The sequence below is a fragment of the Aeromonas sp. FDAARGOS 1409 genome, from assembly GCF_019048705.1.
Classification (GTDB): domain Bacteria; phylum Pseudomonadota; class Gammaproteobacteria; order Enterobacterales; family Aeromonadaceae; genus Aeromonas; species Aeromonas sanarellii.
The window spans coordinates 3,475,035-3,497,385 of the sequence record NZ_CP077395.1 but is presented as its reverse complement, the minus strand read 5'-3'; the positions used below and the strand labels follow the sequence as shown (position 1 = coordinate 3,497,385).

General features: G+C 63.5%; 19 protein-coding genes and 1 other annotated feature. Of the genes, 10 read left to right on the top strand and 9 right to left on the bottom strand.

Going from position 1 to position 22,351, the window contains the following annotated elements; translation table 11 throughout:
- Nucleotides 1-83: 83 nt before the first annotated feature.
- Entirely contained in the window at nt 84-461 is a 378-nt protein-coding gene (locus I6L39_RS16380) for a YbaN family protein (RefSeq protein WP_216990251.1), read from the bottom strand.
- A 177-nt stretch (nt 462-638) separates the two neighbouring features.
- Between I6L39_RS16380 and dusC the strand changes: the two genes are divergently transcribed.
- Both dusC and I6L39_RS16370 read left to right on the top strand, forming a co-directional pair.
- Entirely contained in the window at nt 639-1,583 is a 945-nt protein-coding gene (dusC, locus tag I6L39_RS16375; RefSeq protein WP_216990250.1) for a tRNA dihydrouridine(16) synthase DusC, read from the top strand.
- Nucleotides 1,584-1,679: 96 nt separating this feature from the next.
- Complete coding sequence (locus tag I6L39_RS16370) at nt 1,680-2,048, top strand: conjugal transfer protein TraR (RefSeq protein WP_216991822.1); 369 nt, start codon at nt 1,680-1,682, stop codon at nt 2,046-2,048.
- A gap of 147 nt (nt 2,049-2,195) precedes the next feature.
- Here the strand turns inward: I6L39_RS16370 and I6L39_RS16365 are convergent, their stop codons facing one another.
- Entirely contained in the window at nt 2,196-2,852 is a 657-nt protein-coding gene (locus I6L39_RS16365; protein ID WP_216990249.1) for a response regulator transcription factor, read from the bottom strand.
- Between the two features lie 172 nt (nt 2,853-3,024).
- Here I6L39_RS16365 and I6L39_RS16360 point away from each other — a divergent pair, with 172 nt between their 5' ends.
- Together I6L39_RS16360 and I6L39_RS16355 are read left to right on the top strand one after the other, a co-directional pair.
- Nucleotides 3,025-3,318 carry a PilZ domain-containing protein gene (locus I6L39_RS16360; RefSeq protein WP_216990248.1) on the top strand — a complete coding sequence of 98 codons (294 nt, stop codon included), beginning with the start codon at nt 3,025-3,027 and terminating at the stop codon, nt 3,316-3,318.
- Nucleotides 3,319-3,392: 74 nt separating this feature from the next.
- Entirely contained in the window at nt 3,393-8,420 is a 5,028-nt protein-coding gene (locus I6L39_RS16355) for a VCBS domain-containing protein (protein ID WP_216990247.1), read from the top strand.
- Nucleotides 8,421-8,612: 192 nt separating this feature from the next.
- Here the strand turns inward: I6L39_RS16355 and rnd are convergent, their stop codons facing one another.
- The 7 genes from rnd to I6L39_RS16320 all read right to left on the bottom strand — a co-directional run bounded on the left by rnd (nt 8,613) and on the right by I6L39_RS16320 (nt 16,128).
- Nucleotides 8,613-9,725, bottom strand: coding sequence for a ribonuclease D (rnd, locus tag I6L39_RS16350; RefSeq protein ID WP_216990246.1), 1,113 nt, complete (start codon nt 9,723-9,725; stop codon nt 8,613-8,615).
- Nucleotides 9,726-9,823: 98 nt separating this feature from the next.
- A complete protein-coding gene (fadD, locus tag I6L39_RS16345) occupies nt 9,824-11,500 on the bottom strand; it encodes a long-chain-fatty-acid--CoA ligase FadD (protein ID WP_084203006.1) in 1,677 nt (558 codons plus the stop codon).
- A 196-nt stretch (nt 11,501-11,696) separates the two neighbouring features.
- Nucleotides 11,697-12,539 (bottom strand): alpha/beta fold hydrolase, encoded by an 843-nt coding sequence (locus tag I6L39_RS16340; protein WP_209792265.1) that lies wholly within the window; start codon nt 12,537-12,539, stop codon nt 11,697-11,699.
- Nucleotides 12,539-13,051 carry a Slp family lipoprotein gene (locus I6L39_RS16335; RefSeq protein ID WP_042078700.1) on the bottom strand — a complete coding sequence of 171 codons (513 nt, stop codon included), beginning with the start codon at nt 13,049-13,051 and terminating at the stop codon, nt 12,539-12,541. The genes I6L39_RS16340 and I6L39_RS16335 overlap by 1 nt, the downstream gene beginning before the upstream one ends.
- A gap of 52 nt (nt 13,052-13,103) precedes the next feature.
- Nucleotides 13,104-13,805 carry a tRNA (adenosine(37)-N6)-threonylcarbamoyltransferase complex dimerization subunit type 1 TsaB gene (tsaB, locus tag I6L39_RS16330; protein ID WP_209792263.1) on the bottom strand — a complete coding sequence of 234 codons (702 nt, stop codon included), beginning with the start codon at nt 13,803-13,805 and terminating at the stop codon, nt 13,104-13,106.
- Nucleotides 13,806-13,901: 96 nt separating this feature from the next.
- Nucleotides 13,902-15,812 (bottom strand): ATP-dependent DNA helicase, encoded by a 1,911-nt coding sequence (locus tag I6L39_RS16325; RefSeq protein ID WP_216990245.1) that lies wholly within the window; start codon nt 15,810-15,812, stop codon nt 13,902-13,904.
- A 67-nt stretch (nt 15,813-15,879) separates the two neighbouring features.
- On the bottom strand, nt 15,880-16,128 hold the full coding sequence (locus I6L39_RS16320) for a hypothetical protein (RefSeq protein ID WP_216990244.1): 249 nt from the start codon (nt 16,126-16,128) through the stop codon (nt 15,880-15,882).
- Between the two features lie 190 nt (nt 16,129-16,318).
- Nucleotides 16,319-16,443: a sequence feature (His leader region), on the top strand.
- A 29-nt stretch (nt 16,444-16,472) separates the two neighbouring features.
- Between I6L39_RS16320 and hisG the strand changes: the two genes are divergently transcribed.
- Genes hisG through hisA form a run of 6 tightly spaced genes read left to right on the top strand, consistent with a single transcriptional unit; the run spans nt 16,473 to nt 22,305 of the window.
- A complete protein-coding gene (hisG, locus tag I6L39_RS16315; protein WP_216990243.1) occupies nt 16,473-17,369 on the top strand; it encodes an ATP phosphoribosyltransferase in 897 nt (298 codons plus the stop codon).
- Nucleotides 17,370-17,381: 12 nt separating this feature from the next.
- On the top strand, nt 17,382-18,680 hold the full coding sequence (hisD, locus tag I6L39_RS16310; RefSeq protein WP_216990242.1) for a histidinol dehydrogenase: 1,299 nt from the start codon (nt 17,382-17,384) through the stop codon (nt 18,678-18,680).
- A complete protein-coding gene (gene hisC, locus I6L39_RS16305) occupies nt 18,677-19,762 on the top strand; it encodes a histidinol-phosphate transaminase (RefSeq protein WP_216990241.1) in 1,086 nt (361 codons plus the stop codon). Before hisD ends, hisC begins: the two co-directional genes overlap by 4 nt.
- A gap of 13 nt (nt 19,763-19,775) precedes the next feature.
- Nucleotides 19,776-20,927 (top strand): bifunctional histidinol-phosphatase/imidazoleglycerol-phosphate dehydratase HisB, encoded by a 1,152-nt coding sequence (gene hisB, locus I6L39_RS16300; RefSeq protein WP_216990240.1) that lies wholly within the window; start codon nt 19,776-19,778, stop codon nt 20,925-20,927.
- Nucleotides 20,927-21,550, top strand: a complete 624-nt coding sequence (gene hisH, locus I6L39_RS16295; RefSeq protein ID WP_216990239.1) for an imidazole glycerol phosphate synthase subunit HisH — start codon at nt 20,927-20,929, stop codon at nt 21,548-21,550. Before hisB ends, hisH begins: the two co-directional genes overlap by 1 nt.
- Before the next feature lie 5 nt (nt 21,551-21,555).
- Nucleotides 21,556-22,305 (top strand): 1-(5-phosphoribosyl)-5-[(5-phosphoribosylamino)methylideneamino]imidazole-4-carboxamide isomerase, encoded by a 750-nt coding sequence (gene hisA, locus I6L39_RS16290; protein ID WP_216990238.1) that lies wholly within the window; start codon nt 21,556-21,558, stop codon nt 22,303-22,305.
- Nucleotides 22,306-22,351 lie beyond the last annotated feature (46 nt).

Genomic DNA, 22,351 nt, shown 5'->3' with positions numbered 1-22,351 from the left:
CGCCAGCGGGCAATAAAAAGGCCCGTCATGCAAAAAATGACAGGCCGACTCCATAGCATTATTGCCGCAATAGCTTAGGGATTTCACTTCTTCATTGCAACTGGCTCCAGCACCGGCAGGCGCATCAACCAGGTGAGCAGGATCACCATTATGACAACGAGCAACAGCCTCACCCAGGGCAGCGGCACGACCAGGAGCGACACCGAGAAGGAGATCAGGATGAAGATGACAGCACGGCGTCTGGCATGGCGGCGAATGCCGCGATACTGCTGCCAGTCCAGAATGGGCGGGCCGAACCAGGGATGGGCCAGCATCCAGCGGTGAAACCGGGGGGAGGATCGGGCAAAGAGGGCCGCCGCCAGCAGCATGAAGGGCGTCGTCGGCAGCAGGGGCAGGACTATCCCGAGTATCCCGGTGGCAAAGGCGAGCCAGCCCAGGGCCATCAGACACCAGCGTTTCATGGGTACTCCTCTGAATGTATCTCTGCCTTTAGCCTAACAGAGTTGGCCCGGAGGCTGACAGCCTGGCCCAGGCAGCGGCAGTCGATTGGGTTCATCGAGTGGGCAGACGGCTGACAACGCCAGCCATTGCCACTACAATCTGCGCTCTTTTTTCTCCCCTTGTCTTCGGAAGCAGCTATGCGCGTTATTTTGGCCCCCATGCAGGGGGTGCTGGATCACCTGATGCGGGAGGTGCTTACCTCCGTCAACGATTACGACCTCTGCGTCAGCGAATTCATCCGGGTGGTCGATCAGCTGCTGCCCGCCAAGGTCTTCTATCGCCTCTGCCCCGAGCTCAAGCAGGATGGCAAGACCCGGGCCGGCACCCCGGTACGGGTGCAACTGCTGGGCCAGCACCCCGAATGGCTGGCAGAAAACGCGGTGCGCGCCATCGAGCTCGGCTCTCCCGGGGTCGATCTCAACTTCGGCTGCCCCGCTCCCACGGTCAACAAGAGCAAGGGGGGCGCCGTGCTGCTCAAGGAACCCGAAACCGTCTATCACATCGTCAAGGCGGTGCGAGAGGCCGTGCCCGCTCACCTGCCGGTGAGCGCCAAGATCCGCCTCGGCTACGACGACAAGGAGCTCTACCTGGACAACGCCCAGGCGGTCTATCAGGGGGGCGCCGACGAACTCGCAGTGCATGCCCGCACCAAGCGCGAAGGCTACAAGGCGCCGGCCCACTGGGAGTACGTGGACGCCATCCGTCGCGCCCTGCCCATCCCCGTCACCGCCAACGGCGAGATCTGGGATCACAAGGATGCCCTCGCCTGTGCCCGGGTGTCCGGTTGCGATGCCCTCATGGTGGGCCGGGGCGCCATCTCCCTGCCCAACCTCGCCAATGTGATGAAGACGGGGTGTGCCCACATGAGCTGGGCCGAGGTACTGCAGCTGATGGTGACCTACACCGAGCAGGATCTGGCGAGCGAGAAGGCCGACTACTATCCCAGCCGGATCAAGCAGTGGTTCAGCTATCTCAAGCGTGAATATCCCCAGGCTGCCGTACTTTTCCAGGAGATTCGTCTGCACAAAGAGACAGGACCTATCCGGGACGCCTTGCTGCAAGCCGCGAAAACTGTGAGCTAACCCACTTTTACTTGACTCATGTCATCTTGATAAACCGCTTCTTTCCCTATACTGGCCGGGTTTTATGACTCGTCTTTGGGGGCTGCTGTGTGTGAAGTGACGCAAGCCCGGTTGGCCGAATGGCATGAGCGCCTTCTGACCGACTGGGCGCAAACAAGAGAGGAGCTGATCCGTCAGCTCAAGGCCTGTCGACAAGATGACTGGGCACAGAAGGTGGAGAACTGCGAGCGGGATCAACTGGTGGATCTGACCAGTCGCCTCGATCTGCCCAAGGTGGAGCAGAGCGTGGCGCGTCTCAAGCGGCTCGACGCCGCACTCTGCCAGATGGATCTGGGGCTCTACGGGCTCTGTTCCGATTGCGAGGAGCCGCTCGACATCGACCAGCTCGATCAGGATCCCACCCTGCAGCGCTGCCCGCGCTGCGAAACCCGCTATCGCAAGGGATTTCACGCCCACGAACTCTGAGGGGGAACACCTCTCCCCTCACTCATCCCCTCATTGCCCTCCCCCTTGCCAAGGTCCCGTCTGACAACCTGCTGCTCAGGCGGGCGCCTTTTTGCGAGCCGGCCCAGATGTGTGGCGGCTAGAGGGGCGCTTCCAAATCCGGCGTTCCTATTCCGTCAGCGCATGTTTCTGCGCATAGGCATAGAGCCCCATGCGGTTGCGCACCCCCAGCTTGGTGTAGATGGAGGTCAAGTGATTGCGCAGGGTATGCTCACTGATGTTGAGGCGCTCGGCGATCTCCAGCGTGCTCGCCTCCAGACCCAGGGTGATGGCGGCGATGGTCTGCCTCTCCTTGCGGGTCAGGCGCGCGATCTTAGCCTGCTCGGCATGACTCGCTCCCCTCTCCCGCGCGATGGCCATCAGGATGCGTTCGGTCGCGGCGCGATCCACCCAGTATTCTCCTCCGTGCACCTTGCGGATGGCCTTGCACAGCACCTCGACCGACTCACGCTTGCTGATGGCGCCGCAGGCGCCGGCCATGACCGCCCTGTCCTGCTGATCCATGTCCTCCGTGGTGGCAATGGTCAGCACGCGCACCTGGGTGCCAGAGAGCAAGGAGGGGATCTGATCCATCCCATTGCTGCCATCCAGATCGAACAGGACGACATAGGTCCTGCCCGGCGCAATCCACTGCACAGCCTCGGCCGGATCGGCCACGCAGGCAATCACCTTCATCTCGCCAGGCATCGTATTGATCGCCCCGCACAACCCCCAGGCGACTATCGGCAAGTCGCAGATCACGATGACATTGATTCTGGTATCCATACCCCGCCCCCTACGCCTACGACAACGTGACAGGCATCCTGCCTGACAATGGTCCCCTCTCAAATTAGTTGAAATATCCTGGTTTTGTCCTGGGTCGACCGACACTTTGTCCCACATAAATCGGTCTGATTCTTCCATTTTTCATCTTCCCCTTCTGGCCTAGGCTATCTGCATGACAACTCCATCCCACCCCCATGCCCGTCGGCATGAGCGCGTCGCGGCGGTGCTGCCGATCCGGCTCTCGGGCCAGACGGGCTACACCCGGGACATCAGCATCGGCGGCTGTTACCTGCAACTCGAGGGCGCGGCCATGACTGAGTGCGAAGTCTGCTTCGAGCTCGACATGGGCATGACACACGGCGCCATGACGCTGCGCTGCTGCGGGCAGGTTGTGAGACGGGAGCAAGAGGGCTGTCTGACCGGGATAGCGGTCCAGATCAAGGGGCTGCAACTGCTGGTGAAATAGCCCCCTGTGTTGCCAAGTGCGCGAACAGGTTGCCAAGAAGGCAACCTTCACATCTGAAGCCAAGGAGAGCAGAGATGGCCACCACCACGACAGACGGCGGAACCGTGACCTCATTTTCCAATACCACCCAAGCCAAGGACGACAGTTTCAGCACCGCCCTCATCGATGGCGTGAGTGGCAGCCTCATCACCGAAGACTTCACCGGCATCGTCTATCTGGACGTCATGGCCAACGACCTGGGCGGCAATGCGAAAACCCTCTGGTCCCTGGATGACGGGATCAGCGAATCGAGCTCTCTCAAGACCTATGCCCCCACCGACCTCCTCACCCAGGACACAGCCAGATACGAGTCGGTCAGCACAGACACTAGCTACTATGGCGCCAAGATCTGGATCACCGCGGAGGGCAAGGTGGGCTACGATGCCAGCACCCTGTCCGCCACATTCAGAGAGGCCCTGCAGGCGCTCTCCCCCGGGCAGACCCTGAGTGACAGCTTCACCTACTCGATTCGTCTCGGTAATGGCACCCTGAGCTGGGCGACGGCCACTATCCAGTTTGCTGGCGTCAACGACGTCGCCGTCATTACCGGCACCAGCACTCTTACCCTGAGCGAAAGTGACGCAGCCCAGAACACAGGTGGCAAACTCGACGCCACCGATGTGGACAGCTCCGCCGCCTTCGTGGTGCAGACCGACGTTGCCGGCAACAACGGTTACGGCAAGTTCACCATTGCGGCCGATGGCACCTGGACCTACGCCATGAACAACGCCCACGACGAGTTCGTGGGCGGCGTGGACTACACCGACTCCATCACCGTCACTACCGCCGACGGCACCACCCAGGTGTTGACCGTGACCATGCACGGCACCAACGATGCGGCCATCATCACCGGCACCAGCACCGCCCTGCTGACCGAAACCAACGCAGCCCAGAGCACCGGCGGCAAACTCGACGCCACCGATGTGGACAGCTCCGCCGCCTTCGTGGTGCAGACCGACGTTGCCGGCAACAACGGTTACGGCAAGTTCACCATTGCGGCCGATGGCACCTGGACCTACGCCATGAACAGCGCCCACGACGAGTTCGTGGGCGGCGTGGACTACACCGACTCCATCACCGTCACTACCGCCGACGGCACCACCCAGGTGTTGACCGTGACCATGCACGGCACCAACGATGCGGCCATCATCACCGGCACCAGCACCGCCCTGCTGACCGAAACCAACGCAGCCCAGAGCACCGGCGGCAAACTCGACGCCACCGATGTGGACAGCTCCGCCGCCTTCGTGGTGCAGACCGACGTTGCCGGCAACAACGGTTACGGCAAGTTCACCATTGCGGCCGATGGCACCTGGACCTACGCCATGAACAGCGCCCACGACGAGTTCGTGGGCGGCGTGGACTACACCGACTCCATCACCGTCACTACCGCCGACGGCACCACCCAGGTGTTGACCGTGACCATGCACGGCACCAACGATGCGGCCATCATCACCGGCACCAGCACCGCCCTGCTGACCGAAACCAACGCAGCCCAGAGCACCGGCGGCAAACTCGACGCCACCGATGTGGACAGCTCCGCCGCCTTCGTGGTGCAGACCGACGTTGCCGGCAACAACGGTTACGGCAAGTTCACCATTGCGGCCGATGGCACCTGGACCTACGCCATGAACAGCGCCCACGACGAGTTCGTGGGCGGCGTGGACTACACCGACTCCATCACCGTCACTACCGCCGACGGCACCACCCAGGTGTTGACCGTGACCATGCACGGCACCAACGATGCGGCCATCATCACCGGCACCAGCACCGCCCTGCTGACCGAAACCAACGCAGCCCAGAGCACCGGCGGCAAACTCGACGCCACCGATGTGGACAGCTCCGCCGCCTTCGTGGTGCAGACCGACGTTGCCGGCAACAACGGTTACGGCAAGTTCACCATTGCGGCCGATGGCACCTGGACCTACGCCATGAACAGCGCCCACGACGAGTTCGTGGGCGGCGTGGACTACACCGACTCCATCACCGTCACTACCGCCGACGGCACCACCCAGGTGTTGACCGTGACCATGCACGGCACCAACGATGCGGCCATCATCACCGGCACCAGCACCGCCCTGCTGACCGAAACCAACGCAGCCCAGAGCACCGGCGGCAAACTCGACGCCACCGATGTGGACAGCTCCGCCGCCTTCGTGGTGCAGACCGACGTTGCCGGCAACAACGGTTACGGCAAGTTCACCATTGCGGCCGATGGCACCTGGACCTACGCCATGAACAGCGCCCACGACGAGTTCGTGGGCGGCGTGGACTACACCGACTCCATCACCGTCGCTACCGCCGACGGCACCACCCAGGTGTTGACCGTGACCATGCACGGCACCAACGATGCCGCCGTCATCACCGGCACCAGCACCGCTCAGCTGACCGAAACCAACGCAGCCTTGAGCTCCGGCGGCAAACTCGACGCCACCGATGTGGACAGCTCCGCCGCCTTCGTGGTGCAGACCGACGTTGCCGGCAGCAGCGGCTACGGCACGTTCAGCATCGCGGCGGACGGCACCTGGACTTACGTCATGGACAACGCCCATGACGAGTTTGTCGGAGGCCAGGACTACACCGACTCCATCACCGTCGCCACCGCTGACGGCACCACCCAGGTGTTGACCGTGACCATGCACGGCACCAACGATGCCGCCGTCATCACCGGCTCCAGCACCGCCCAGCTGACCGAAACCGACGCAGCCCAGAGCACCGGCGGCAAACTCGACGCCACCGATGTGGACAGCTCCGCCGCCTTCGTGGTGCAGACCAACGTTGCCGGCAGCAACGGCTACGGCACATTCAGCATCGCGGCGGATGGCACCTGGACCTACGCCATGAACAGCGCCCACGACGAGTTTGTCGGAGGCCAGGACTACACCGACTCCATCGCCGTTGCCACCGCTGACGGCACCACCCAGGTGTTGACCGTGACCATGCACGGCACCAACGACGCAGCCATACTCAGCGCCGATATTGCCAACCTCATCGAGACCGACTCCGCTGCGGATATCAGCACCAGTGGCATCCTGACCATCAGCGACGTCGACAGCGACGAGAGCTTCGTCGTGCAGAACGACACTGCCGGCAGCTATGGCCACTTCAGCATCGACGCCAGCGGCGCCTGGAGCTACAACGCCGACTCGGCGCACAACGAGTTCGTCGACGGCCAGCTCTACACCGACAGCTTCGACGTGGTCAGCGCCGACGGCACGCACACCTCTGTGACCATCAATATCACCGGCACTGCCGACAACAGTGCACCAACCCTCAATGCAGCGGCTTCGCCCGTCCTGACCAGTGTGCAGGAAGACGCCGGCGCCCCCAGTGGTGCGGTCGGAACCCTGGTCGCGTCCCTGGTCGATCTGAGTTCGGCAGCGGGAGGACTGGACAACGTCACTGACGACGGATCGCTGATCGGCATGGCGATCACCGGGCTCGACTCCACGCACGGCACCTGGTGGTATTCGACCAATAGCGGCAGCAGCTGGTCGCAGATCGGGGCCGTTTCCAACAGCGCAGCCCTGTTGCTGGCGGCGGACGCCAACACCCGCCTGTACTTCCAGGGCAGCAACGACTTCAACGGGACTCTCAGCGAAGGCATCACCTTCCGCGCCTGGGATCTGAGCAGCGGTACGGCCGGCATCAAGGCGAGCACCCTGGTCAATGGCGGATCGAGCGCCTTCTCCACGAGCACCGACACCGCCGCGATTACGGTGACGGCACTCAACGACGCCCCCGTGGCGACCAATGATCGCGTCATCGTATCCACCAATACTCAGGTCAAGCTCGCCGTTAGCGCCCTGTTGGCCAACGATGTCGATATCGACGGACCCTCCCTTCGCATCACCGAGGTCGGCAATGCGGTCGGCATCCAGAACCTGCTGCTGAACGAAGACGGCACCATCAGCTTCCTCTCGGGTTCGATCACCGGGGCCACCGCGGGCAGCTTCACCTACACCCTGTCTGACGGCCTCAACACGAGCGTGGCCACCGTCACCCTGGACATCCGCGCCACTAGCGATACCGGTCCTGGCGGTGGCGCCAATACCGTCGATCTCAGCAGTGAGGGCGTCTACGCCGCCTCCTATATCGACGGCAAGGGCGGTAATGACGCCCTCACTGGGGGAACACCTGGCGATCTGCTGATCGGTGGCGACAACAACGACACCCTAAATGGTGGGGACAGCAATGATGTGCTGCGTGGCGGCGGCAATAATGACACCCTAAATGGTGGGGCCGGCATCGACCTTCTGGACCTGTCCGATGCCACCGGCAGCATCAACTTTACCTTGGTACAAAGCAGCAGCGCGGTACAGTTCAACTTCGGCCAGGGTCTGGGCAATGACATTTACCTGAACATGGAGGGGGTGATCGGCTCGGCCTACAGCGACACCCTGACTGGCAGCGCAGGCAATGACGTGATCCGCGGTGGTGGCGGTAACGATACACTGGACGGGGCTGGCGGCATCGATCTGCTGGACCTGTCCGATGCCAGCGGTGCCTTGAATTTCAACCTGGTGCAGAGTGGCAGCAGCACCCTGGTCAATCTGGCCACGGTCGGCCTGGGCAGCGACAGCTACAAGAATATGGAGGGGGTGATCGGCTCCGGCTTTGACGACAACCTGACCGGCAGCAGTAGCAACGATGTGCTCAGAGGAGGCGCCGGCAACGACTCATTGTCCGGCGGCGCCGGTGACGATGTGCTTGAAGGCGGCCTGGGGGCAGACATTCTGACGGGCGGCAGCGGGGCCGACCAGTTCAAGTACCTCAACCTCAGCGAAGGGGTCGACACTATCCTCGACTACAACGCCGGCGAAGGCGACAGCATCGACCTCTCGGCCCTGCTGGACGCCAACTTTGCTCCCGGCATCAGCCAGGTCGGCGATTTTGTCCAGGTGGTGCAGTCCGGCAGCGACATCAGGGTGCAGGTGGATGTCAACGGCAGTGCCGGTGGCGCCAACTTTGTCGACATCGCGACCCTGAGCGGCTATGGCACCACGGGGGCCGATATCGTTCGTACCTACTTCGGCGACGAGACCCACCAGCTATCGGCATAGCCGTGCGGGACCTGAGTCAGGGCCTGCATTCAACAAGGCTTAGCCTGGTCGTTGACTGCCAGGAAGGTGAGAAAGCGGCAGCAGCAAGGCAAGCGGCTGACTCATGACAGAGTGAAGGCGGGAACGCCCGGACAAGCAAAAGCCCCGGCAGCACGGACTGCCGGGGCTTTTTTCATCACAGAAGGGGGGCCATTACTGCGCCAGCAGGTGGCCCACCAGCTCATGGCGCCAGCCTTGCAGCAGCATGGGCTTGTCCGCCCGGGCCCGCTCTTCCTCGTTCATGCGCCAGCTCCAGGTGAAGTACTGGTGGATGATCTTCTTGCTCGCCACCAGCTCTGGCGGAATGTTGCTGGCCTTGGCCTTCTCTTCCACCATGGCCTTGATGCGCTTGAGCTCGGCCTTGTACTGGGGGAAGTCCACCAGCCGGCGGATGGGCTCGGGCCAGCTCTCGGGATCGCTCTGCTGGGCCGAAGCGACGATATCCAGCATCCTCTTGCCGTGGATCTTGATCTCGATGGGAGACAGCCCCAGCTCGTTGAGATCCCGCAGCGACCCAGGCCTGCGCTCCGCCACCTTGAACAGGTGCAGCTCCTTGACCACGAAGTTGAGGGCGAGATCCCGGCGCACCGCCTCCTGCTGGCGCCAGGCGGCCAGCTCGCGCAAGATGGCCAGCTCACGGCGTCCCAGTTGCCAGGCGTTGACGATCTCGAGGTAGGCCTGGCGGGGATCGCTCCCCTGGGTCTTGCGGGCGGAGTGGTTCTGGCACTCCTGCTCGAACCAGGCGAACTTGCCGCTCTCGCGCAGCTTGCTCATCACCTTGTCGTAGAGGGGCAGCAGATAGAAGACATCCGCCGCGGCATATTCCAGCTGACGAGGGGTAAGCGGACGAGCCAGCCAGTCGGTGCGAGCCTGATCCTTCTCAAGCTCGACCCCGAGGAATTCGTTGACCAGGGCGCCAAAGCCGACCGAGACGCCATGGCCCAGGAAGGCCGCCGCCAGCTGGGTGTCGTGCATCTGGTTCGGCAGATGACCCGCCTGATGCTGGATAAGCTCCAGATCCTCGCCGGAGGCGTGCAAAATGGCGATCTGCCCTGCCCGGCCTAGGCGCTGCCACAAAGCGGAGAGATCGAGCGTCAGGGGATCCAGCAGGGCGAGGCGCTCGCCGTCATAGATCTGGAACAGACCGAGCTGAGGATAGTAGGTACGGGTGCGAACGAATTCGGTATCGATGGCCAGGGGAACGTCGGCCAGGGAAGCGAGATACTGATCCAGTTCGGCTTGCTGTGAAATGAGTTGATATTGCATCGTTGCCTGCACGTTGGTCGGACCCAGAAAGAAAAAACCGTGGATGCCCCACGGTTTTGCATAACGACAGCGCGTGACTGCAGAGCAGTGCATGCCGGTTACTGCTTGGCAATCTCCTCGTCGCGCAGCACGCGGCGCAGGATCTTGCCCACGTTGGTCTTGGGAAGTTCGTCGCGAAATTCTACCAGTTTCGGCACCTTATAGGCAGTCAGATGTTTGCGGCAGTGGGCAATTATCTCGTTCTCTGCAAGCGCCGCATCTTTCTTGACCACGAAGATCTTGACCTGCTCGCCGGAGACCGGGTTCGGCACGCCGACGGCGGCCACTTCCAGCACCTTGGGGTGGAGCGCCACCACGTCTTCGATCTCGTTCGGATAGACGTTGAAGCCGGAGACCAGGATCATGTCCTTCTTGCGATCCACGATCTTGAAGAAGCCCTGCTCGTCGCACACCGCGATGTCGCCGGTGCAGAGCCAGCCATCCTGCATCACCTCGGCGGTGGCCTCCGGGCGCTGCCAGTAGCCGGTCATCACCTGGGGGCCGCGTACCTGCATCTCGCCGGGGGTGCCGCTCTGGGTGACGAGGTTCCCCTCGTCATCCACCAGCCGGATCTCGGTGGAGCAAACCGGCAGGCCGATGGAGCCGTTGTAGTCCACCAGATCGTAGGGGCAGACGCTCACCAGGGGGGAGCACTCGGTCAGGCCATAGCCTTCCAGCAGCGGGGTGAGGGTCAGCGCCTTCCACTGCTCGGCCACCGCCCGCTGCACCGCCATGCCGCCGCCTATGGTGAGCTTGAGCTTGGCAAAATCCATGCCCTTGAACTCGTCGTTGTTGACCAGGGCGTTGAACAGGGTGTTGACCCCGGTGATGCAGGTGAAGGGGTACTTCTTGATCTCCTTGACGAAGCCCGGGATGTCGCGGGGATTGCTGATGAGCAGGTTATAGCCACCCAGGCGCATGAACAGCAGACAGTTCACGGTGAGGGCGAACACGTGGTAGAGCGGCAGCGCCGTGACCACAAACTCCTTGCCCCGCTCCAGCACGGGACCGTAAACGCCGAGGCACTGCTCCACGTTCGCAATCATGTTGCGGTGGGTCAGCATGGCCCCCTTGGAGAGACCCGTGGTGCCGCCGGTGTATTGCAGGAAGGCGATGTCCTGGTTGCTGATCTCCGGCTTGATGTACTGCAGATAGCGCCCCTTGGCGAGCGCCTGGCGCATGGTGCTGGCATGGGGCAGGTTGTATTTGGGCACCAGCTTCTTGACGTATTTCACCACGAAGTTGACTAGCGTGCCCTTGGCCAGGCCGAGGTTGTCCCCCATGCGGGTCAGGATCACGTGCTTGACCGGGGTGTCGTAGACCACCTTCTCCAGGGTATGGGCGAAGTTGGAGACGATGACGATGGCCTTGGCGCCGGAGTCGTTGAGCTGGTGCTCCAGCTCGCGCGGGGTATAGAGGGGGTTGACGTTCACCACCGTCATGCCGGCCCGCAGTATGCCGAACACGGCGATGGGGTATTGCAGCAGGTTCGGCATCATCACCGCCACCCTGTCGCCCTTGCCGAGCTTGAGCTCGTTCTGCAGATAGGCGGCAAAGGCACGGGACTGCTCCTCCAGCCGGCGATAGGTAATGGTCTGCCCCATGTTGACGAAGGCGGGCTGGTCGGCAAACTGGGTCACCGACTCTTCAAACATCTCGACCAGGGAGCCGTATTGGTCTGGATTGATCTCGGCGGGCACCCCTTCTGGATAACGCTTCAGCCAGACTCTTTCCACGAACTTCTCCTGCATAACTCGCACCTGTGCGCTCACTGTGTTGCCTCCGTCCCTGTCACATCCATTTCAATCAGTTGTTTTAAGCTCATGCTCTAATGCCGCACATATTTACATAAGGCAACATTGATTAACAGCGAATTAACAACGGGAAGTGTGAGGAAGAAAGCAAACCTGACATGATTCAAAGCCGGCGATCCTACCGGATATGACTGAACTTTTCGATATAAACGGCGGTTTGTGCCGAATTTTCCATGTGGAAATGGTGATTTCCCGCCACCTGCACCATTTCAATCTGGCCAAAGAGCGGCCCCCGCAACTGCCATTGCGCCAGCAGCCCGGGGAAACCCTGTTCCCCCCGGATGAACAGCACGGGACAGGCGATGGCCCGGATCAGCGCCTGGGCCTGCCCTTCGCTCATGCGCAGCGGCGAGAGATCCCGCAGACGGGGATCGCTGCGCCAATGCCAGCGCCCTTCCCGCTCCTCCAACTGACGCTCACAGATAAGGCGCGCCGCCGCCGGGGAGATGTCAGCCACCTTGCAGCGGGCCGCCACCGCCTCGTCGAGGGAGGCAAACCCACCGGACGCGCGCTCGCGAGTGCGGCTGCGATTGAGAATGGCGCGGCGCAGTTGCCCGGGCACCTCTTCGTCGGGCTGGCTCAGCGGCCCGAGCCCCTCCAGCAGGATGAGGCGCGCCACCTGCTCGGGAAAGACCCCGGCATAGGCACTGGCGATCAGCGCTCCCAGGGAGTGCCCCAGCAGGATGAAGCGCGACCAGCCTGCGACCTGCACGATCTGGTGGAGATCGTCCAGCCAGTCAACGAAGACATAGGGGGTCACCTTGTGATCCGAATGGCCGTGCCCCGGCAGATCGATACAGACGAGGTGAAATGCCTCAAGATGAGGCGCCAGGGGCAGAAAGCTTGCGCCGTTGTCGAGCCAGCCGTGCAGGGCGACGAGCAGCGGCCTGCCCTGCCGACCGTTGTCCAGCAGCGCGATGCGCCGCCCGTCCGCCAGGGTGATGAAGCGCTCTGTCATCATCACCAGCGGGAGTAGTGGCGCCTTGGCCAGAAGGGATCATAGAAGGGGTCGTAGAAGTAGGGGTCCACGTAGCGGATCTCCACCTCCTTCACCGGTGGCCACAGCTTGCTGGCGGTCACCTTGAGCACGGAGAAACGATACTTGTGCTCCCCTATCTGGCTGTCCACCGGCTTGTCCAGGGTGCCGAGCACCGTCAGGCTGCGCCCCTTGGCGTAGAGCGTCGGATCGACAAAGCCCTTCATGACGGCGAGGAAGCGCCCCGGGCTCTGCTCGGTCTGGGTCGGCACCCCGTTGGCCTTGAGCGGCAGATAGACCACCTCCACCACGCTCTGATCCTGTTCGTTGTGCACCGCCGAGATGACCCCGCTCCAGCGCGCAGGCTTGCCCTCCATCCCCTGCAGGGCGGGTTGATAGGCCACCAGCTGGTTTTCCGGCTCATAGACCAGCTCCCTGGGCACCGAGCTGCAGCCCGCCAGCAGCAGCCCCGCCAGCATGATCACGGATTTCATCATTCGCCTCTCCTTATCCGCCCTCATGGCCTCGAGGGCGGCTAGCAGTTCGCTCTCACTCGCGACCCGGCAGTTTTTTCCAGGTCACCTTGTCGCGCAAATATACCGGTGTGGCCTGCTCCACCGGCACCGCCTCCCCCGCCAGCCAGGCTTTGCTTGCCAGGGGCAGCATGTCGAGCGCCGCCGGGAAGCGCACCTGGCTCGTCACCAGGACCTCGGCCAGATCGTCGAGCGTCTCGCCATAGGTCTCAAAGCCGGTGCCGACACAGGCAACACGCCCGTTCAGCGTGCCACGGGCCTCAGCCAGTGCGCCAGGGTGGCTTACCACCTCCTCCCCCACCAGTTGCATCGTGTCGCCCTGCCACTCGTAGTGGCCGAAGTAGACCTCGTCCATGCGCGCATCGATGGCGGCCAGCACCCGCTCGGCCCCTTCCAGACGGTGAGCCCCCTGAGCCATGGCCGCCAGGGTGGAGATGCCGATGAGCGGCACGCCGGCCCCAAAGGCAAGCCCCTGGGCCACGCTGATCCCGATCCGCACCCCGGTGAAGGAGCCCGGTCCCCGCCCGAAGGCGATGGCGTCGAGTTGCTCCAACGATAGACCGGCGTCGGCTAACACAGCCTGAACCATGGGCAGGATCTTGCGGGTGTGATCCCGCGGCGCCTCCTCCCAGCGGGAGAACACCTTGTCGCCCACCATGAGTGCAGCGGAGCAGGCTTCGGTGGCAGTATCAACGGCCAGGATCTTCAACTCATCCATTCTTTTTTATTCTCTTCACATCAATCAGTTAAATCGTCAGCATGGCCTTGGCCTGCCGTCATGCACTGGCCGGGACGAGTTCCCGGCACGGTGGACTCACTCCCGTGGTCCGAAAAAGTCTCCCAGGCTCGCCAGCTCCCGGGTCCTTGGGATGGCGGGCAGGCTCTTGATGAAGGTGGCGCCGTAGGGCTTGTTGACCACCCGGGGATCACAGATAACAAGAACCCCGTGATCACTGCGATCACGAATGAGCCGCCCGACCCCCTGCTTGAGCGCAATCACCGCCTTGGGCAGTTGAAGTTCGGCGAAGGGATCTCCCCCCTTGAGCCTGCAATCCTCCACCCGCGCCTTGAGCTGGGGATCATCCGGGCTCGCAAAGGGCAGCTTGTCGATGATAACACAGGACAATGCGGCCCCCCGCACGTCTATCCCCTCCCAGAAGCTGCTGGTGGCCACCAGCACGGCGCGGCCGTTCTCCACGAAGGTCTTGAGCAGCCGCTGCTTGTTGTCCTCCCCCTGCAACAAGACGGTGCGGCCTATCTCCCGGCGCAGCACCTCTGCCACCTGCCGCATCACCTGATGGCTGGTGCAGAGGAAGAAACAGCCCCCCGGCGTCTTGTTGATGAGCGGGATCATCAGGGTGGCCAGTTGCTCCCCCCGCCCGAAGGCATTGGGCTCGGGCAAGAAACGAGGCACGCATAGCCGCGCCTGCTCGGCATAATCGAACGGGCTGTCGAGGATGAGCTCGGCACTGCCGGCCAGCCCCATCTCGGCCACAAAGTGATCGAAGCGATTGTCCACCGTCAGGGTGGCGGAGGTGAAGATCCAGGCCACCTCGGGGCGAAGGACCTCGGCGCCAAAGCGCTCGGCCACCGAGAGCGGGGTGAGGCTCAGGGTGAAGTGCAGGCGCGAACAGTCGTACCAGTAGGAGAAACCGGTCTGGTTGATGGCCAGCACCTCCCCAAGCCGGGTGCGCAGCTCGCTGATGCGCTCGAAACAGTGGTCGAGCTGCTCGCCACGCCCCAGCGCCAGTTTCAGCACCTCGTAGCAGAGCCCGAGCGCGTCGTTGAGGCGAGCCAGCGCCTGGGCCCAGAGCGGCTGGCGCAGCAGGTCTCGGGTGTTGCCGCGCCCCCCCTCCACGCCGAAGGCCAGACGCAGATCCTGGCTGGCGATGGCGAGCCGGTCCGCCGCCTTGCCGAGCTGGGCCATGTCGTGAGCCTCGGCCCGATAAGCCAACTGGATGTCCTGAGCCAGATCCTGGATGGTGCGGCTGCCCACCGACTTGCCGAAGTAGTTGCTGGCGATCTCGGGCAGCTGGTGCGCCTCGTCGAACACATAGACCTGCGCCTCGGGCACCAGCTCGCCAAAACCGGTGTCTTTCACCGCCATGTCGGCGAAGAAGAGGTGATGGTTGATCACCACCACCTGGGCCTCCATGGCGCGGCGGCGGGCCACCACCAGATGGCAGTCGTCATAGTAGGGACAGTCGCGGCCCAGGCAGTTCTCGTTGGTGCTGGTGACATGGGGGAGGATCTCGGCATTCTCCTGCAGCCCCGGAATGTCCCCCACATCGCCATTGTCCGTGGTGGTGGACCAGGACTTCACCTTGACCAGATCATTGAGCACGTCGGGCTTTTGCAGGTGGGATTCGGCGAGCAGGCGGTTCATCCGCTCGATGCACAGGTAGTTGCTGCGCCCCTTGAGCAGGGCCACAGGCCGCGTGTAGTCGAGCGCCCCCGTGATGGTGGGGAGATCCCGGTAGAAGAGCTGCTCCTGCAGGTTCTTGGAGCCCGTGCTGATGACGATCCGCTTGCCGGACTCCAGTGCCGGCACCAGGTAGGCGTAGGTCTTGCCGGTGCCCGTGCCCGCCTCCACCAGCAGGCGACCACCGTGCCGGATGGCGCGCGCCACCGCCTCGGCCATCTCCAGTTGCGGCGCGCGGGCCTTGAAGCCATCGATGTGGCGGGCCAGAGGGCCGTCTGGCTTGAACAGGGTCTGGATGGTCAAAGGCGTGTCCCGCAGCAAAAGCGGGCATTATGCCAAAAGCGCGGCGAAAGCGGGACTGATAATACGTTCAAACGAAGAGATCGATCTGGTGATCGGGGTCCGGCTTGTGATCATCTTCCTGCACCTTCGGCTGATCACGCCGCTCCGGATGATACCTCTGCTGGTGCGGCTGGCCGCCACCGCCGCCATTCTCGGTGCCTATCTTGCGCAGCTGATGCTTCTGGCTGATCTGGGTCACCTCCCGCTTGATGTCGTCGGGGCTCGGCGTCGAGGGCGCGCGGGGCAAGATGGGGAATAACAGGTCCTGGCTGGGCATGATGTCGCCTCCTCTGGCTCTTCATCGTTTAGTTATCGACCAGAAAACCGTTTTCTCAACTTTAATCGTCCGGATCACATTTTTCGGTTGCTTTTTCCGTCAAGGCAGGTAGTTTAAATCGGGCGTCAACAACGACATCTGATTTGTAAAGGATTCATTACATCATGAAGTTCACCACCCTGAAGACTCATCACCACCATCATCATCCCGAATAGTCTTTCAGGAGGTTGACTGCTGGAAGACACTTAACTGGTGACTTCCAAAAGGACCGCAAGATTCATAAACCCTCGGAAGCACCCACTTCCGAGGGTTTTTTCGTTTTTGACTAGAAGGAAAATCGAGCAATGGAAACACAACGTCTGCGCATCGCCATGCAAAAGTCCGGCCGCCTGAGCCAGGACTCCCAGGCCCTGTTCAAGAGCTGCGGCCTCAAGATCAACCTGCGGGAGCAGCGCCTCATCGCCCATGTGGAGAACATGCCCATCGACATCCTGCGGGTGCGCGATGACGACATTCCGGGTCTGGTGATGGAAGGGGTGGTCGATCTCGGCATCATCGGCGAGAACGTGCTGGAAGAGGTGCAGCTCATCCGCGCCGCCCAGGGACTGCCAGCCGAGGTCAAGACCCTCAAACAGCTCGATTTTGGCGGCTGCCGCCTCTCTCTGGCCGTGCCGGACGACGTGGACTATCAAGGCCCTGCGAGCCTCGCCGGCAAGCGCATCGCCACCTCCTACCCCGGGCTGCTCAAGCGCTTCTTCGACGAGCAGGGCCTGGGCTTCAAGAGCGTGATGCTGGGGGGCTCGGTGGAAGTGGCGCCGCGCGCGGGCCTGGCCGATGCCATCTGCGATCTGGTCTCCACCGGCGCGACCCTGGAGGCCAACGGCCTCAAAGAGGTCGAGGTGATCTACCGCTCCAAGGCGGTGCTGGTGCAGGCTCCCAACCCCCTGAACGACACCAAGCAGAGGCTCATCGACAAGCTGCTGCCCCGCATCCAGGGGATGCAGCAGGCCCGCGAGAGCAAGTACATCATGCTGCACGCCCCGAAAGACAAGCTCGACGCCATCACCTCCCTGCTACCCGGCGCAGAGCGCCCCACCATCATGCAGCTCGCCGGCGAGACCAATCAGGTGGCGCTGCACGTCGTCTCCAGCGAAACCCTGTTCTGGGAGACCATGGAGCAGCTCAAGGCCCTGGGGGCCAGCTCCATCCTGGTGCTGCCCATCGAGAAGATGATGGAATAAGGAAGCAACATCATGCAGACCCTGATCTGGAAGAGTCTCTCCCCCGCCCGGCAGGCCGAGGTGCTGACCCGCCCCGCCCTCGGCGACGAGGCCGACATCGGCGCCGTGGTGCGGGAGATCATCGCCTCCGTACGGGCCCGGGGCGATGAGGCGCTGCGCGAGCTTAGCCAGCGCTTCGAGCGCGCCCCCCGCGAGCAACTGCGGGTGAGCGAGGCAGAGATAGACGCCGCCTGTGCCCGACTGGATGACGACATCAAGGGCGCCATCCTGGCCGCCATCGCCAATATCCGTACCTTCCACGCCGCCCAGGTGCAGCCCGTCGTGCGGGTCGAGACCCAGCCCGGCGTCCTGTGCGAGCTGCGCACCCAGCCCATCGGCCGGGTCGGCCTCTACGTGCCGGGGGGCAGTGCCCCGCTGCCCTCCACCGTGATGATGCTGGCCATTCCAGCAGCCATCGCCGGCTGCCGCGAGGTGGTGCTCTGCACCCCGTCGCCGGCCAGCGACGAGATCCTGTTCGCCGCCCGCGCCTGCGGCGTGCGCCAGGTGTTCGCCATCGGCGGTGCTCAGGCCATCGCGGCCATGGCCTATGGCACGCAGACGATCCCCAAGGTGGACAAGATCTTCGGCCCGGGCAACGCCTACGTGACCGAGGCCAAGGGCCAGGTCTCCCGCGACTGGCGCGGCGCCGCCATCGACATGCCCGCCGGCCCCTCCGAGGTGCTAGTGATCGCCGACGACAGTGCCAACCCCGCCTTCGTGGCCGCAGATCTGCTCTCCCAGGCCGAGCACGGCCCCGACAGCCAGGTGGTGCTGGTGACCACCTCTGCGCTGTTGGCGAAAGTGGTCGAAGAGGAGCTGGCGGCGCAGCTGGCGCTGCTCAGCCGCCGCGACATCTCCACCCAGGCGCTCGGCAGCAGTCTGGTGATCCTCTGCGACAACCTGGACGAGGCCTGCGCCATCTCCAACGCCTACGCCCCCGAGCACCTGATTGTGCAGACCGAGGCGCCGCGCGACTTGCTCGATAAGCTCGAGAACGCTGGCTCCATCTTCCTCGGCGCATGGACCCCGGAGTCGGTCGGCGATTACGCCAGCGGCACCAACCACACCCTGCCCACCTACGGCTATGCCCGCACCTGCTCGAGCCTGGGGCTCGCCGACTATCAGCGCCGCTACACGGTGCAGGAGCTGAGTGCGGAAGGGATCCGCGGCCTGGGCCCCATCGTCCAGCGCATCGCCGAGGCGGAAGGGCTCGATGCCCACAAGAATGCCGTTACCCTCAGACTGAACGCACTGCAAAAGGATTTATCATGAGCATCGCCAACCTGGCTCGCCGCGTGGTGCGGGCCCTCACCCCCTATCAGTCCGCCCGCCGCATCGGTGGCAAGGGCCACGTCTGGCTCAACGCCAACGAGGCGCCGCTGGCCTACCCCTTCACCGTCGAGGGCAGCCGCCTCAACCGCTACCCCGAGTGCCAGCCGGCCGAGGTGGTGAACAGTTACGCCGCCTACGCCGGGGTGACCCCGGATCGGGTGCTGGTGAGCCGCGGGGCCGACGAGGCCATCGAGCTCTTGATCCGCACCTTCTGCGAGGCGGGGGAGGATCAGATCCTCATCTGTCCGCCCACCTACGGCATGTACGCCATCAGCGCCGAGACCTGCGGCGTCGGCATCGTGGAGCAGCCGCTCACCGCGAGCCGTCAACCCGACTGGCCCGCCATCGCCGATCGGCTGTCGGACGTGAAGCTGGTGTTTCTCTGCTCCCCCAACAACCCCACCGGGGATCTGGTGGGCCGCAAGGGGCTCATCGCCCTGCTGGAGAAGGCCCGGGAGCGCGCCATCATCGTCGTGGACGAGGCCTATATCGAGTTCTGTCCGGAGGCGAGCGTGGTGGACCTGCTCGCCCAATACCCCAACCTGGTGGTGACCCGCACCCTCTCCAAGGCCTTCGCCCTGGCGGGGATCCGCTGCGGCTTCACCCTGGGGGATCCCGAGGTCATCGCCATGCTGGCCAAGGTGATCGCCCCCTACCCCATTCCCGACCCCATCGCCCAGATAGCAAGCCAGGCGCTCTCCCCCATGGGGCTGGAATTGATGCAGGAGCGGGTGCAGGAGCTCAACAAGCAAAAAGCGATCATCAAGGCCGAACTGCTCCGTCTGCCCTGCGTCAAGGAAGTGTTCGAGGACAAGGGCAACTTCGTGCTAGTGCGCTTCAATGACGGGGCCGCCGTGTTCGCCGCCATGAAGGCCGCCGGCATCATACTGCGAGATTTTTCCAGCAAGCCGGGGCTCGACAACAGCATCCGCATCACCATCGGCTATCAGGGCGAAATGGATGCCGTGCTCCAGGTGCTGCGCGATGTTGCCGCCACCACCCCGTCTGCCGCCAGCGTATAAGGATGTAGAAGAGATGAAGACCCCGTTTTTGTTTATCGACCGCGACGGCACCCTGATCGAGGAGCCGGTCACCGACAAGCAGGTGGACAGCCTGGCCAAGCTGCGCTTCGAGCCCATGGTGATCCCTGTGCTGCGAGAACTCCAGGCCGCCGGCTACGTGCTGGTGATGGTGACCAACCAGGATGGGCTGGGCACCGCCAGCCTGCCGCTGGAGAACTTCCAGCCCCCCCACGATCTGATGATGCACCTGTTCGAATCCCAGGGCGTCACCTGGGAGCAGGTGCTGATCTGCCCCCACTTCCCCACCGACGGCTGCAGCTGCCGCAAGCCCAACCTGGGCCTGGTGAAGGAGTACCTGGCCTCGGGTCGCATCGACTTCGCCAACTCCTTCGTCATTGGCGATCGCCAGACCGACCTGCAGCTCGCCGAGAACATGGGCATCCGTGGCATTCGCTACCACCCGCAGGAGAGTGGCTGGCTCGCCATCCGTGATCAGTTGCTCTCCAAGGGGCGCACCGCCGAGGTGGAGCGCTACACCAAGGAGACCCGCATCCAGGTGGCGGTGGATCTCGACAAGAGCGGCGGCAACCAGATCGCCACCGGCATCGGCTTCTTCGATCACATGCTGGATCAGATAGCGACCCACGCGGGCTTTCGCCTCAGGCTCAAGGTGAGCGGCGATCTGCACATCGACGATCACCACACGGTGGAAGACGTCGGGCTGGCGCTGGGCCAGGCCCTGCGCCAGGCCCTTGGCAACAAGCGCGGCATTGGCCGCTTCGGCTTCGTGCTGGCGATGGACGAGGTGCAGGCGGTGATCGACGGCCGTCCCCGTCCGGCAGAAGCCACGAGCGGCAACGAGCAGGCCCCCTCCCTGACCGAATTGGATGTGGCCACGGCCCTGGATCTCAGCGGTCGCCCCTACTTCGTGTTCGACTGCCCGAGCGGCTTTGGCCGCGACAGCGTGGGCGAGATGGCCACCGAGATGGTGCCCCACTTCTTCCGCTCGCTCTCGGACGCCATGGCCATCACCCTGCAGATGAAGGTCGGCAGCGGCAACACCCACCACCAGGTGGAGGCGCTGTTCAAGGGCTTCGGCCGTGCCCTGCGCCAGGCAATCCGGGTGGAAGGGAGCGAGCTCCCCTCCAGCAAGGGGGTGCTGTGATGGCAAACCAGAAGCTGGTCATCATCGACACCGGCTGCGCGAACCTGGCCTCGGTCAGGATGGCGTTCGAGCGCCTGGGCGTGCAGCCCCAGGTCTCCAGCAAGGCCGTCGACATCGAGCAGGCCGACAAGCTGATCCTGCCCGGGGTCGGCACTGCGGTGGCCGCCATGAAGAACTTGAACGAACGCGGGCTGGTGCCCCTCATTCGCGCCGCCAAACAGCCGCTGCTGGGCTTTTGCCTCGGCATGCAGATGCTGGCGCAGGCCTCCGAAGAGAGCATGAACACAGCGGATCAGGGATGCGGCGAGATCGACTGCCTCGGCATAGTGCCGGGCAAGATCCGGCTGATGGAGGTGGGCAATCTGCGCCTGCCCCACATGGGCTGGAACCAGATCACCCACGACGAGACCCACCCGCTGCTCAAGGGGATCCACAGCGGCAGCTACTTCTACTTCGTGCACTCCTATGCGCTGGAGGTGACCGAGGCGACCCTGGCCACCTGCGACTATGGCCGACCCTTTACCGCCATCGTGGGCCGCGACAATTTCTTTGGTGCCCAATTCCACCCGGAGCGATCCGGTGCGGCCGGCGCCCGTTTACTGCAAAACTTTCTGGAGCTGTGACAAGGATGATCATTCCCGCCATTGATTTGATTAACGGTCAGGTGGTTCGACTCTATCAGGGGGACTACGACCAGAAGACCGCCTACAGCAGCAGCCCCCAGGCCCGCTTCGATGAATACGTCGCCCAGGGGGCGGGGCAATTGCACCTGGTGGATCTGGACGGTGCCAAGGATGCCAAAGCGCGCCAGCTGTCCCTGATCACCCGGCTGCTGTCGGCCACCGACGCCCCGGTGCAGGTCGGCGGCGGCGTGCGCACCGAGCAGGACGTGGCCGATCTGCTGGCGGCAGGCGCCAACCGGGTCGTGATCGGCTCCACCGCCGTCAAGTCTCCGGAGCTGGTGGCCAGCTGGATGGAGAAATACGGCCCCGAGCGCATCGTGCTGGCCCTGGACGTCAACATCGATGAGGAGGGCAATCGCCATATTGCGGTGGCGGGCTGGCAGGAGAACAGCGGTGTCACCATCGAAGCCCTGATCGAGCGTTTCCTCCCCGCCGGGCTCAAGCACGTGCTCTGCACCGACATCAGCCGGGACGGCACCCTGGCCGGTACCAATGTCGCGCTCTACCGGGATCTCTGTGCCCGCTACCCGAGCGTCGGCTTTCAGGCCTCAGGCGGCATCGGTGGCCTGGCCGACATCGAGGCGCTCAAGGACTCGGGGGTCAAGGGGATCATCCTCGGTCGCGCCCTGCTGGAGGGCAAGTTCGACGTAAGAGACGCTATCCTGTGCTGGGGCCAGGGCACCACGACCCGGTGAACCGGGAGAGCCTGCCCATACGGGCGGGCCTCTCTTCCCCGATGTG